The sequence below is a fragment of the Diaphorobacter sp. HDW4A genome, from assembly GCF_011305995.1.
Lineage (GTDB): Bacteria > Pseudomonadota > Gammaproteobacteria > Burkholderiales > Burkholderiaceae_C > Diaphorobacter_A.
In genome coordinates this window covers 77296-91461 of sequence record NZ_CP049910.1, presented here as the reverse complement: position 1 = coordinate 91461, position 14166 = coordinate 77296, and the positions used below count along the sequence as shown (strand labels likewise).

Here is a 14166-nt window from a genome sequence, read left to right as displayed (position 1 = left end):
GCTACCTTCGCATCAGTTCACGGCGATGCTGTTCGATGCGCAGCACATGTGCCATGTAGCGCGCGCGATAGAACCGAGGAGTGATGCGCGCTCTCAACCCTTCGACTTCATACCGGTCCGCGCTCCGGTAGCGCTTGCGTTCGCGAAGAAATTCCGGGAGCCTTCTCAACCCATCTCTGTATGTTCTCCACAGCAAGCCAAAGCGGCCGTAGAGTCCATGCCGACCAATGGACAAACAATGCGCCAGAACCAGCAACGGTCCAAGTCGCAGAAACAAGCTGACAGGCAGCAACTTGGCATGCATCCAGATCGAATTGCGCAGTCCGTGATAAGTGATGAAGGCGCTTACATTTCCTCCAGAGCTGCCTTGCCCCTCATGCAATGCAAGCACCTCGTTGAGGTAAGCCGTTTCGTAGCCGAGTAGCACCGCACGCAGAACCAGATCGGTGTCTTCGCAATAGCAGAAGAAGCGCTCATCGAAATAGTAGCCGGATATCTGGTGCAACTCCTCCAGCATGCTGCGCTTGAGCAGACAGCAGCCGCCCGTCGGGCCCACGAGCGTGTCATCCACCGTGTGACGATCCGCAGGCATCAGGCTGCGATAGAGCGCAATGCCCAGCGTGTCCACATCCTCCGGATTGGAGAGCTTGTGCATGCGTGCGCCCACCATGCCAATGTTCGCCGGTGTCTGGGCGGCGCAATTCAACATGGCTGCGGTCCAGGCTGGCATGGCGACTGCATCGCTGTTGAGAAGCAGGATATGCAGACAATCAGGGAGCTTCATGGCCTGGTCTATCAGCAGATTGCAGCCACCTGCGAATCCAAGATTCTTGTCTGCGCGAATGAGTTGCAGCTCTGCCCCGATAGCGGGCAGATCAGCCAACATGGCGTGCAAATGTGCAGCATCCGGTGCATCGGAGCCATTGTCCAGAATCAGGATGCGCCCCGGAATCTCCGAGCCCGACAGAATGGACTCGATGCAGCGCATGGTCTTGCACGCCGTGTTGAAATTGATGACGAGAAGCGCAGCTGCGCCATTCACCCGGCCGCTCCATGACTCGTCTGTGCTCCGGTCCCGAACCAGAAGTGAAGTGATCGTGCTCATGGCAGCAAGCCCTTCCACGGTATCGAGACATAGGGCGCGGCTCGGAACACCACCGCTGCACCCTGTTGTCCCGACTCCCCCTGCGGGACAACATCACCGGAATGTCCTGCGCGTGGTGGCCAGGCGAGATCGAAATGCGAGAACTCCCAGCTCAGCTGCGGGCTGTAGTGCGGATCTTCTCGGGGAGATTGCAGCCATCGCGAGCGCCATAGTTCCAGATCATGCGCATCGCAAGGCGCAGACGCGGCGAAACCCCAACGCTCGTCATGCAACTTGTGATCCATCTCCATGCCTGCGTCAGCCGCCCACAGGGTGCGATAGCCTGTGGCCTGAACACGCATGCACAGATCGGCAACGGCGTAACGCAGACTTATCCAATCGCCACGAAAACCGTGAACCGACTCGAATGCAGAACGTCGAAGTGCTACGCAGGCCGCCGACACCGCATGAAAATTCTGATTCAGCACCGCCTTGCCGAAGTAGCCCTTGAAGCGTGGTGCCAACCCATAGTGCGCCGACAGCAACTGTCCCTGAGAATCCACGAACAAGCCCGCATGCAACAGCCTCCCACGTACACGGCCACCGCGTTCCCATAGTGGCACTCCGACCACGCCCACGCCGATGCGCAGCGAGTGCGCAACCAGCAACGCAAGTGCATCGTGACGACGCGGATGCACGTCACTGCCGGTCAGCATCAGCACCTCGCCGGTCGCCCTGCGTGCCGCCGCGTTCACCCGCTCCACCACGGTACTGCCCGCTCGGCAACCCAGCCAACGTTCGCCGAGTGACGCGCAACGTGCCTCCAAGCGCTCATCTTCGGCCTCAGTCAATCTCTCACCTGCAATCCACAGCAGTTCTATTGGCTCATTCTTCGCTGACGCCGTTGTGTGCGCCCGGCTCGCACTGACGCGGTGAAGGTCTTCCCTGAGTGATCTGGAGAGATGTTCGATATTGGCCGACGCCTTGCGCACGCATATGATGACGCTCACTCGCACAGAGGTTGAAGCGGACGACATCTCATAGTGGTACCCGTGACCGACGAACCGTATTGCGCCCTCCTGCCCAGTGCGCGTCAGGTGGGCATTGAGAGCCCCCTCACCAGCTGTGGCGGCATAGGGCTTGGCATCCATGTTCATCGACGTGCTCTGACTGTGCTGCCGCCAGTGGTAGAGCACCCGGGCGATGTGCACGATCTGATGGGGCTGCAAACGTTCGATGCAGCGCAGCGCGAGATCGTAGTCCTGCGAGCCCTCGACGCCCGGACGAAACCGACCCACATCCAGAACCAGCGTGCGACGATACACACCCAGATGGGACACTAGGTTTTGCGAGAGAAACAGGTCGTAGTTGAAGGCCGATTTGAAATAGGGAGACGAGCGCCTGCCTTGCTCATCCATCTTGTCCTCATCGGAATAGAGGAGCCCCGCCTGAGGATGTTCCTGCACTGCGCGGGCCACCCAGTACAGCGCATGCGCTGGCAGAACGTCATCGTGATCGAGCAAGGCGACGAACTCGCCCTCGGCCATCTCCAGCGCCGTGTTCGATGCGGCGCAGATGTGACCATTGCTCGCGCGAAATGCGAGCTTGATGCGCGGCTCCCTGCGTGCCAGCTTTTGCAGCAAGGCACGCACACGCGGGTCAGTGGATGCATCGTCGGCAATGCACAGCTCCCAGTCTGGATAAATCTGATCCATGACGGAATGCACGGCCTGCTCCAGCCATTCAAGTCGCGGGTTGTAGACCGGCATCACGACCGATATGCGAGGACGGTGCGTCCAAGTCCGCACATCGGCTGCGAGCGCCACACGCTGTTCCTCCGCGAGCGTATCGAACTGCTCGCACCAACTACGATAGTCGCGCCCGATCCATCGCTGCGGAATCGTGCGCGTCATCTCCTTTACCAGCCGAAATCGCCACGCATATCCTTGCCAACCCTCGTGTCGCCACAACCCGCACAGCAGTCGCAAAGTGCGCATTGGGCCACCACCCAGTCGCAGTGCGCAGGTAACCTCCTCAAGCAGAAGCCGTCCCGCTCCGCGCCTACGCGAGGACGGCGTCTCCTTTGGCGGGGTGGCGGAAGGAGTAGACGAGTTCATTCGCCAACCGGGTAGGTTCGCGCACGAGCCAAGCGCTGCGCAGCAGTGCCTGGCCAGCGCACTGCATGCTCCGGCAGATCCGTCACCTTGCGAGCCAAAAGATAGGTGGACAGGAAGCCGTCGAACACTGGCATTTCGACGGACGGGAACTGCGTCGAGAGCATGGACGCCGGCGGATGAATCCTCGCGGGCAACTCCATGCCAACGTCCATCACATCGAAACCCATCGACGGCCCGAACAGTGCGCGCATGCCTGAGTCGGAGATGCGCCAGAAGTCATTGGGCGCGGCATGTATGGGCCAGGTCTGAGGTGCATGGTGGAAGGTCAGGCCACCAATGCGCAGCACTTTGTTGATTTCTGCTGCGACCACCCACGGAGCTTCGAGATGCTCCATGACGTAGCGGGAAATCACCGCATCCACGGATCCTGGTGCGAAATACTGGCTCAGAGCATGCGCATCTCCCACCACGTCCACGCCTTCACCAGGATGGATATCCAACGCCACCACCCGGCACTCCGGCAACAGGCAATCGGTCCATTCATCGGGGTGCGCCTCTCCACGCCTTCCCCCGATCACCACCACCGTGCCTCCACACTGCTTCATGAGATCGCGAAAGCGATCAAGGCAATGCGCGGATGAAGGGGTGTCAGGCTTCGGTGCATTCAAGTGTGGGGGCAACTCGAGCACCAGCCGCACTGGTGTCGGCAGGCCGATGTCCACCTCCAGTTCGACAGGACGGAACGCCGAGCACTTGAGATAGGCAGAAAATCCGCAGTCCCCGCTGCGGGGAAACTGTGGGAACCATGCGACCACATCAGGACGCGGGTGCAGCAATGCCTGCTCCCTGAATTCTCCGGACACCAGATGCACACTGCGAATCTCGTGTTCTCCGGCATGCACCCAGCCTCTGACGAACACCCCATGCACATCGCACCACATCAGGTCCACCAGATGCACCAACTCAGAGGCCTTGAGGCGATCTGCCAACTGGTGATGGCGACGCCATTCGGCGAGCTCGCGGCACACTCGCTGCCATTTTTCCTGACGCTGTGCATCGGGATGCCGACACACGCCAATGCCAAGTACCGCATACGCTTCGTGCATGCGATCAAGCGATTGCCGAGCATGCATTGCCGAATGAAAACGGGCGATCCAGAAGTCAAATCCCAGATCGACATCCTCGAGGGCACAGACCTCCCAATCTCCATCACACAGCAATGTCAGAAGGCCATGCGCGCGCAGCGGATGATGCTCCATCGCACCGATGATGCGCTCCACCATGGGATAGTTTCCACGCGCATTCTCGTCTAGCGCCAAGCGTGCTGCCGCGCGCGCGAACACGGGAACATCCGCAAGCCCCTGAGCCATGGACTGCCAATGCATGAAGGCAGCGTCCGGATGCCCGCTTGCCGCTGCGACCAGCGCCAATTCCATGCGCGCTGGTCCTTGCAGCGAGGTCGATTCGATGAAGCAGAAGGCGCCGATCCGTGTCTCGTGCTGCATCAGCGCCAGCGCCTGCTCCAGACCGCGTTGAGCGACCTCCACGCGGCCTTCGACACGTGCCAGCATGGCCAGGTGATAGGACCATGCGCCCAGAAAACTCGGCAGGTTCGCCACATAGCTTTCAAAATCGACCAACGACAACGCATGCTCGAGTACGGCTGGCCTGATCAGTCCATCCTCGTCCAGCAGCCTGGCGAACGCAGTCGACTTGTCGCGCCAGTTGCGCGCCGCCTCAAAATCACCGCTGTTCATCAGTGCCTTGAACAGTCGATATGCATGGCCCGTCAGCACGGGCGAGAGAGACTCCACCTCATCGGCGTTCGCCAGCGCATCACTCAGATAGCGCCTCAATGCACCCATCCAAGGTTCGTGCTCCGCGTCCTTGCGGCGGCCCGAAAGAGCCATGGCTGTGCCCGCGCTGGCAATCAAATGGCCGCCTCTGCTGACCACCTCCACCGCCTCGAAGCCTGCACGCAGCAATACATCGCGCAGCATGTCGGCGGTGAACAAGCAGTAGTGTTCACCGGGAAACAATCTCGAATAGATTTCAGACGGGTATTCCAGCGGCGTGATCGAGTCCGCATCAGGCGTGCTGAATACCGCCACGCTCAGCGCATCGGCCATGGCCAAGCGCACATCCGTCGCAAAGCTGACAGGATCCGGCACATGCTCAATCACCTCGCATGCCAGCAGCAAATCAAAGCGCTGCGCGTTCCCGGCAAGCCAGACCTGATCGAGGGCCACCGGCAACACCCTGCCGCCGAGCCAGCGTTCGTGAAGCATGGGATGAGGCTCGAACCCCAATGCGGGAACGCCCAGCACCCGCTCCACGAGATGCAGCGACGCACCCAGCCCACATCCGACATCGGCATAGGTGCGCAAATGCTGCGGCAGATTCTCCATGAGCATCTGCGCAATCGGCTCCACGCCCGCGCCCAGCTCCGCATAGAACTTCACGAAACCTGGGCCGAGATCCCCCGCATAGGTGTTTTCATGCACATCGGAGAACAGGCAACGGCATTGCCGACACCGCCAGAACGGCACCCAATCGCCGCGCCGGTGCAAATGACGCGCACGCACCCACTGCACGGTTTCTGTGTGTCCGCAAAGAGCGCAGCGGGGGCCTTCCGAGTAGTCTCCGAACTCGACCAACGAAACAGGAAAAGCGGATCGGTCGGCATGCATGGTCACCCCCCTTGGGCCTTGATGAGCAGTTCTCTAGGTGTCAGTAACCTTCAAACAAGTCTGACAAAACGTGAACCGCATCTTATTTGCATGCCGAGGAATCAAAAAGCTACATTTATCTATGGGCAGTGGTGTGTGGATTGGTGATGAATCGTGTGCGCATCAGCGCTGCGGCATGTCCTTCTCGGTATAACAAAGACTCACTGTCGCATCACCCGGTATCAGCGGCATGCTGGTGTTCCAGACGTCCCATGCTGCGATCATCGCGGTGAGGCGCTCGGGCTGCACGAGGGCGAGGTTGGCGCGTTCGCGTTCGTCGCTCTTCAGGTGGAAGAGGTAGTCGATGCCATCAACGCGCAGGTACTTCCAGTCGCCCTCGCGCATGGCGCGCTGACCACGGTGGTTCATGCGCCAGAAAAGCGCGCGGTCGTTCAGCGAAACCGCGTCGCGCAGCAGCGGCGCGAGCGATTGGCCGTCCAGCGGATAGTCGGCGTGCGCGGTGGCACCGCCGAGATCGAGCATGGTGGCGGACCAGTCCATGGTCATGCAAGTCTGGCGGCTGACCGTGCCTGGCGCGATGCCGCGCGGCCAGTGAGCGATCCATGGCACGCGGATGCCACCTTCGGTGAGGTCCATCTTGCCGCCGACCAGTGGCCAGCTGTCTGAGAATCGCTCGCCTCCGTTGTCGCTGGTGAAGACGACCAGTGTGTCCTCATCCAGCCTGTGCTGTTGCAGCGTGCGCATGATGCGGCCTATGCCTTCGTCCATGTGGTGGATCATGCGGCGGTAGCTCTCGACATTGCCGCCGTGCAGGTGGTAGATCGCCTGTTGGTTGTCGACCAGCTCGCGCGACAGTGCCTCGTCGTCGCGCGTCTCCCAAGGCCAGTGCGGCGCGGTGTAGTGCACGCTCAGAAAGAACGGCATGCCCTCCTTCGCGCCCTCGGCCATGCGGTCGATGAAGTCCACGGAGCGCTCGGTGATCAGGTCGGTGAGGTAGCCTTCCTGCTTCTTCTCCTCTTCACCTACCCACAGGTCGTGCTGGCCGTTCGCGCCGCAATGGGTGAAGTAGTCCACCCCGCCCGACATCGGGCCGAAGAATTCCTCGTAGCCCGACATCAGCGGGCCGAAGTGCGGCGGATAGCCCAGGTGCCACTTGCCCATGAGCGCCGTGCGGTAGCCCGCATCCCGCAGCAGCGAGGGCAGTGTGGGATGCGCGGGTGGCAGACCCAGTTCGGCATTGCCGCGCGTGTTGGTGCGAATGGGTTCTTCCGCTGCACCACGCAGGCGGTACTGATACCGCGCAGTCATCAGCGCAAAGCGCGTGGGCGAGCACACGGGCGAGTTGGAATAGCCTTGAGTGAGCCTGAGGCCATTCTTCGCGAGGCGATCAATCTCGGGCGAAACCGCGCCGAACGCCGCATCGCGCCCGCCATAGCAGCCGAGATCGGCATAACCGAGATCGTCGGCCACGATGAAGACGATGTTGGGGCGCTGCTGTTTTTGTGGTTGCACTTGCTTTTGCATGGCTACGCTCGATGCCATCACGAGCGGTAGCCGGATTCGCGGATCACCGGCTCCCATTGCTTGCGATAGGCGGTGATGCGCTGGCGGGTCTGATTGGCCGAGCTCACGACCGGGTCGAGATTGCTTGTTTTGAACAGGCGCACAGTATCGGGATCCTGCATCACCTTCTGGATGAGCGCGGAATAGCGCTGCACCTGCACCGCTGGCATCGAGCGCGGCGCGAAGAACGTGCTCCAGCCCTCGGCGCTCAGATTCACGCCGGATTCCTTGAGCGTCGCGACCTGCGGCACAGCGGAATGGCGGTGCTCGCCCGACACGGCCAGAATGCGCAACTTGCCCGACTCATGCTGCGGCAAGAGGACGTCGAGCGTGTCCACCGCCACCGGCACCTGTCCGCCGATGAGGTCGGTGACCAGCGGTGCCGAGCCCTTGTAGCCCACCGCCTCGGCCGTCACACCTGCCTTCTGGCCGAGCATCAGCGCAAAGAAATGCGGCAGACTGCCCGTGGCCGGAACACCGATGTTGGCTTTCTGTGGATTCGCCTTGAGCCAGGCAAGCAAATGCGAGAGCTTCTTGACCGGCACGGCGCTCGACACCGCCACGCCGAACACATAACTGTTGACCTCGCTGACGGGCACGAAATCCTTGTCGGCGTCGTAACCCACATCGCTCACCACCAGCGGCGACACCACCATCACCGCGGGATTGGCCAGCATCAGCATGGGTTGGTTCGCGGGTGCGGTCTTCACATACTGCGCGGCCACGCGGCCACCGGCGCCCACCTTGTTCTCGACGATCACCGGACTGCCAAGGGCCCCCTGAAGCTTGTCGCCGATGATGCGTGCTACCCGGTCGCTGCCGCCGCCCGGCGGATAACCGACCACGATGCGCAGCACCGGGTCCTGTGCGGATGCGAGCAACGGCCAACCCAGAGAGCCCGCCAGTACGGCGGTGGATTGCGCGATGAATTGACGACGATGCGGTGCTTGGTGTTGCTTCATGATCGAAATTCCGTTGCAGTGAACGAGTTGACTATAGACGTGGAGAAAGAAGACCGGCGAGACCGGTGTATGCAAGATCCAAATGAGCTTGCGCGATTTTTCAATCACCGATGGTTGAGGATGCGACGACAATTGTTCAAATCAACCATGCACCGTGTTTTCCCGCATGTCGCCTTTGCCTCCGCCGTCCTCCACGCTCATCCAACCCGAGCATCCTCCCGAGCTGCTGCTGTATCGGCTCGCCAAGCTCAGTGCCGCGTCGAGCCGGGTGGTCACACATCTGTGCGAGCGCCGCTACGGCATCACGCGTCGCGAATGGGGCATGCTGATGTGGCTTGCACACGAGCCGGGCATCCAACCGTCCGTGCTGGCCGAACGGCTGGAACTTGACCGCGCACGCGTCTCGCGTGCGCTCAATTCGCTGCAGAAAAAGGGACTGATCGCTCGAACCCACAACACCTCGAATCGCCGCGAAGCGCTGCTGCATCTCACGCAGCCGGGCATGGTGCTGCACGACGAACTCTGGCCACAGATCCGCGCAATCAATGTGCAGTTGATGAACGATCTTTCGACCAACGATGTGCAGGCGCTCGACCATGCGCTGCAGTCACTGCAGCAGCAGGCGCAGGCGATGGAGCGAAGGCCTGACGACAGCGCGCTATACCCCTCGCGCCGGGAAGGCAGCAGGCACGTGTAGTGCACGCTGCATCAGCGCATGCGGCGGCGTCGCAAACCCATCGCGGCGGCCATCGCCAGCAGGGATGACAGGCTGATCAGCGCCCATTCGCCGAGCGTCGGCACCGCAGCGGCGTTCACCGTCACCGGCGGCTTCAGCACCGGCGTCACTGCGGTTGACGACACGTTGGCCGCACTCACACCGGCCACCGGATTGGCGCTGGCTGTTGCAGTGTTACTGACCTGGCCGGAAACCGTATCGGAAGCAGCGATGGTGTAGCTGGCCGTGGCGCTCGCGCTTGCACCCTTGGCCAGCACGCCAGGTTGGTTGTTGTCGGGCCATGTCACGACGAGCGCAGACAGCCCCGCCAGGGGATCATCGATCTTCACACCCGCCAGCGGCACGTCGCCGATATTGGTGACGACGATCTGGTAGCTGATCACATCGCCCGCGTCGCCCGTCAGGAGCGATTGGTTGGTGTTGGCCACCGTCGCGGTCTTGATGATAGAGAGCAAGGGGTGTGGTGCCAACGTGGGCGTACTCACCGTATTGGATGTCGCGCTCACGGCCTGATTTCCGGGCGACGTGCCACTGGCCATGGCGGAGTTGTCCACCTTGGTGTTGGTGACGTCCTGCGTGGTGATGCTGAAGCTGGCGGTCGCGGTGGCAACCTCTCCAGCTTTCAGCACGCCGGGCGCTGCCGGATCGGGCCATATGATGGTCATGCCGGTCACGCCGGGCAGTGCGTCGCTGATGCCTACGGCATGCAGCGTCGCCTTGCCCGTGTTGGTGACGGTGAATGAATAGTTGATGACATCGCCCGCATCGCCGATGATGGTGGAGCCATTGATGTCGGCCACCGCATCCTGCTGCTTGACGATGGTGAGCGCGGCCAGCGTATTGCTCATCGTGCAGACGGCTTGTGTGCCGATGGCGGAATCGACGGTCACGACGCCTCCTCCGCCGACTTGCGCTCCGATGCATGTCAGCGCCTTATCGTAGACGGCCGCGCCAGTGATGGACTCGGTCAGCGTGTAGACCGCGCCCGGCGTGACCACGGTCGCTGTGCCGGACTGGCTTTGCCCGCCAGCATCGTTGGCGAGCGAAGTGGCCGTGGAGGTCAGTGCGATGGGGGCTGCGCTGCCCTGCGGCGCAGCGGTCAGCGTGGCGATGTCACCCTCCTGCGCGCCGTTCCACTGCTTCACCAGCGTGAGCGTGGACTGGGTCGTGTTGGTGTTCACCATGGTGCAGACGATGGGGGCCGTGTTCACACTCACGCTGCCAATCTTGACGCTGTACTGCCCGGTGCCCAGTGAGGTCACCGTCGTGTCTCCAGTGCAGCTGAGGGCTTGGCTGTAGGTCGCGCTGCCCAGACTGGTGAGCGTCTCGCTGATGCGGATCTCATCGGCGGCGAAGACGGTGAAGGGCGTGGCATCCTGGTTCACCTGCCCCGGCACTCCGGTAGCTGTCGATATGAACGTGTCGACCTGCGTCGCACCGTTGTCGCGCGTAGCGGTCAGTGTCGCAGTGTGGCCATTGGTTGCGCCATTCCACTGCTTGGCCAGTGCGAGCGTGGTAGACGCACAAGGGGAATCAGTGAATGCCATGAAGGCGTTGTCGAAATTCAGGTAGTCCGTGATCAGGACTTCATAGGTGATCTGGTGACCGGGCACGACAGCCGTCGAATCAGAGAACTTTTTCCATGTCTGGTATCTAGGATCCACTTGGCTGCCATTCGCATCCGTAGAGCCAATACTGACATCGACTCTTTTCAATTCAGTGGGATTTCCATTGATATCCAACACCGATTGATCGAGGATGCGGATGTACCCGCTTCCGGTCATCCAGGAGTAATCCCGCACCGAGAAAAAACCGTAGAAATCCACGTTGCGCGCCACCGTATCCGTGGCGCCGCATGTGGGCACGGTAAAGGTTTGCGAAACGGTGTTTTGACCCACGATATCCAGATAGTGCTGTTGCGCGTTTGCCGCATGGCCGTCTTCGGCATCCATCACAGGACCACCGATGTAGCCGGTACAGGCATTGCCGCCATCGACGGTCACGACGTTCGGCTCATTGCCTGCCCCGACGATCCAGGGGGCTACGGATCGTGGATTACCGGTTCCACTGTAGTTGTTGCCGCAGATAGTGGGCGGGTTGTTTTCGAACCCGTTGTTCACGATGAGGTTGGGGCCCATGGACTGCGCGGCACCAAAGGATGGAAGCAACGCGGCAATGACCAGCGCTGCCATGGATGTGTATTGAGTCATTGGCTATCCTCCCTGCGAGATGAGGGCTCGATATCCACGCCCATCGCTCTGAACGGAATGATAGCCTAAATACTATTGAATAAAACAATTCAATTATAAATAACATTTACTGACACAATGAGACACAGAAGAGCGCAACAAATGCGCTGCAGCATGAATTCAATGGGCATTGAGTAGAATCGCGCCGCCGCTGCACAATACGCACGCAACGGTGCAGCCACCCACCACATGCCATTTCCCGCCACGTTCGACGGGCCTCGGGACACCCTTCACGCCACCCCGCCCATGCTGCGCTACCTCGCCCAAGGTGGCGAAGTCGGCCGCAGCCTGCTTGCGCAGGACTGGCATGGCAACCCGCTCGGCCCCCCGACCAACTGGCCGACACAGCTGCACGACACGCTGCGCATCACGTTGCATTCGGAATTTCCGCATATCGTGTATTGGGGCGAGACCTTGTGCACATTCTGGAATGATGCGGCGCGCCATTTCTTCGAAGGACAGCATCCGCAGGATCTGGGCAAGCCGCTGGCCGAGGTGCAGCCCGATGTGATGCCCACGCTGCATCCATTGCTCGCGCAGGTGTTTGAGAGCGGCCGGGCGGTGCTGCAAAGTGACATCGAGCTGCTGTACCGGCGCGCCGACTACACCGAAGAAATCCACGAGGTTTTCTCGTACAGCCCGTTGTTTGACGCTGAGGGGCTGGTGCGCGGCATCATCGCACCGGTCTTCGATGCGACGACGCGCGTGCTAGGCGCGCGGCGCATGGCGATGCTGGCCGATCTGACCGGGAGCACGCGCGGCGCCCGCAAGCTCTCGCAATACTACGCGGCACTTGAGGCTTGCCTTGCGCGCCATGCGCGCGATCTGCCGCTGTGCGCACTGTATGTGCCCGATGGCGAAACTCACCCGCCTCGATGGCTCCAGCAAGTGAGCTGCGGTGCGGGCCGTAACGGCCTTCTTCCTCTATCACTGCCACCGGACTCGAGCACCCCACAATCCATCACCGCCGCGCATGCGTTGACTGTGGCGATGCGCGGTGCGCCGCGCCTGCAATTGCTGGGCGCCTCGCAGGTGCTGCTGTCGACAGGGTCAACACCGCACTTTCGACAGGTGGCTGTAGTGCCGATTCCGGAGCCCAATGCGGGGCGTCCGCCCTGCTGGCTGGTGGTGGCACTCAATCCGCACAAGCGGCTTGATGCCGACTACGAAAATTTCCTCACGCTGGTCGCCACGCAGATCAGCCAGGGGCTGGCCGACACCTCGTCGCTGGAGCGCGCTGCTGAGCGCGCGCTCGCCGAGATCAGCCAGCGCGCGCGACTGACCACGCTGGGCGAACTGGCTACGTCGATTGCGCATGAGATCAACCAGCCACTCACCGCCATGGTGCTGGATGCCAACGCATGCGCACGCTGGCTCGCCATGCAGCCTGCCAATCTGGGCGAGGCAACGGCGGCCGCGCGCCGCATTGCCGCAAGTGGCGACTACGCAGGCCAAGTACTGGCGCGCATTCGGGGGTTTCTGCAGCGCACCCCGAGCGCGCACGAGCAGGTCGATCTGGCACAGGTGGCGTGGGACAGCCTGCGTCTGGTGGCGGCGCAGGCGCGGCGCTTTCGCATCGAGTTGCGCGTGCGGATTGCACCCGCGCTGCCACGCACCTACGCGGATCGCACGCAGCTGCAACAGGTGCAGATCAACCTGCTGGTCAACGCGGTCGATGCACTCAAGGCGTTGCCCGATGAACGAGCACGCCGCATTCACCTCAGCATCGACACGTCCCGCTCAGCGCGCGATGGCGAGCCATGCCTGCGCGTAGCGGTGGCAGACACCGGCCCCGGCATTGCCCCCGAGCGGCGCGAGCGCATGTTCGACGCATTCCAGAGCACCAAGCCCGAGGGTCTGGGATTTGGCCTTGCGATTGCGCGCTCCATCATCGAGGCGCACGGAGGGCGCATTCATGTTGGCGAATCCGACTCGGGCGGCGCGCTATTCTGGTTTGAATTGCCTGCCGAGGTGGTGCGATGACAGCGCCCGCATCCACACCGCAGATGGAAAGCGGACTGGTCTATGTGGTCGACGATGACGCGGCCATTCGCACGGCGCTCGACAGCCTGCTGCGCTCGTTGGGGCTGCGGGTACAGGTGTTCGCGCGCGTAGCGGATTTTCTGGCACGCGACGCCGCCGAGCCGGGGCCGACTTGCCTCGTGCTCGATGTGCGGCTGCCGGACATCAACGGGCTCGATCTGCTGCACGCGGCGAGCCGAACCGGTGGCCACCCGCTACCGCCCACCATCATGATCACCGGCCATGGCGACATTCCAATGAGCGTGCGAGCGATGAAAGCCGGAGCCGTGGAATTTCTGAGCAAGCCGTTTCGTGAGGGCGATCTGCTGCGCGCGATCAACGAGGCGCTGGTCCGTGATCGCGCCGAGCACCATGCGCGCGAGGAGCTGACCATTCTGCGTACGCGCTACGCCAGCCTCACACGACGTGAGCACGAGGTGCTGCATGCGGTGGTCGATGGTCTGTTGAACAAGCAGATCGCCGCACAGCTCGGCATGAGCGAGGCCACGGTCAAACAGCACCGCGCACAGGTCATGCGCAAGATGGGCCTCTCCACACTGGCCATGCTGGTGCGCTCCATGGAGCGGCTGATCCGCAGTACGGATGGTCTTACCGGCTCAGTCGGCACCAATTCCGTGCAATCCGGCACCTGATCGCGCTTGTCGACCTCCTACCAAAGGCGGATGGCGCGACGCGCGGCTGTTGCCTATGCTCGGACACTTCGATTTCTTCCCCTTCCCACC

9 protein-coding genes are annotated in these 14166 nt (G+C 61.8%); 3 read left to right on the top strand and 6 right to left on the bottom strand.

Annotated features, from left to right (window positions below; genetic code table 11):
- Nucleotide 1: 1 nt before the first annotated feature.
- From G7047_RS00395 to G7047_RS00375, 5 genes are all read right to left on the bottom strand, one after another.
- The gene (locus G7047_RS00395; RefSeq protein WP_166299671.1) at nt 2-1105 is read right to left on the bottom strand and encodes a glycosyltransferase; all 1104 of its coding nucleotides are present in this window, start codon (nt 1103-1105) and stop codon (nt 2-4) included.
- On the bottom strand, nt 1102-2997 hold the full coding sequence (locus G7047_RS00390) for a glycosyltransferase (RefSeq protein WP_166299669.1): 1896 nt from the start codon (nt 2995-2997) through the stop codon (nt 1102-1104). Before G7047_RS00390 ends, G7047_RS00395 begins: the two co-directional genes overlap by 4 nt.
- Nucleotides 2998-3197: 200 nt before the next feature.
- Entirely contained in the window at nt 3198-5795 is a 2598-nt protein-coding gene (locus tag G7047_RS00385; protein ID WP_166299667.1) for a methyltransferase domain-containing protein, read from the bottom strand.
- Nucleotides 5796-6053: 258 nt separating this feature from the next.
- Nucleotides 6054-7415, bottom strand: coding sequence for a sulfatase (locus tag G7047_RS00380; RefSeq protein WP_166299665.1), 1362 nt, complete (start codon nt 7413-7415; stop codon nt 6054-6056).
- Nucleotides 7416-7432: 17 nt separating this feature from the next.
- Entirely contained in the window at nt 7433-8416 is a 984-nt protein-coding gene (locus G7047_RS00375) for a Bug family tripartite tricarboxylate transporter substrate binding protein (protein ID WP_166299663.1), read from the bottom strand.
- A 166-nt stretch (nt 8417-8582) separates the two neighbouring features.
- On the opposite strand from G7047_RS00375, the gene G7047_RS00370 reads away from it, so the two are divergent.
- Nucleotides 8583-9113 (top strand): MarR family winged helix-turn-helix transcriptional regulator, encoded by a 531-nt coding sequence (locus G7047_RS00370; RefSeq protein WP_166299661.1) that lies wholly within the window; start codon nt 8583-8585, stop codon nt 9111-9113.
- An 11-nt stretch (nt 9114-9124) separates the two neighbouring features.
- Here the strand turns inward: G7047_RS00370 and G7047_RS00365 are convergent, their stop codons facing one another.
- A complete protein-coding gene (locus G7047_RS00365) occupies nt 9125-11362 on the bottom strand; it encodes an IPTL-CTERM sorting domain-containing protein (protein WP_166299658.1) in 2238 nt (745 codons plus the stop codon).
- A 228-nt stretch (nt 11363-11590) separates the two neighbouring features.
- Here G7047_RS00365 and G7047_RS00360 point away from each other — a divergent pair, with 228 nt between their 5' ends.
- Together G7047_RS00360 and G7047_RS00355 are read left to right on the top strand one after the other, a co-directional pair.
- Complete coding sequence (locus G7047_RS00360) at nt 11591-13384, top strand: ATP-binding protein (protein ID WP_166299655.1); 1794 nt, start codon at nt 11591-11593, stop codon at nt 13382-13384.
- On the top strand, nt 13381-14076 hold the full coding sequence (locus tag G7047_RS00355; protein ID WP_166299652.1) for a response regulator transcription factor: 696 nt from the start codon (nt 13381-13383) through the stop codon (nt 14074-14076). Before G7047_RS00360 ends, G7047_RS00355 begins: the two co-directional genes overlap by 4 nt.
- The last annotated feature ends 90 nt before the right edge of the window (nt 14077-14166 follow it).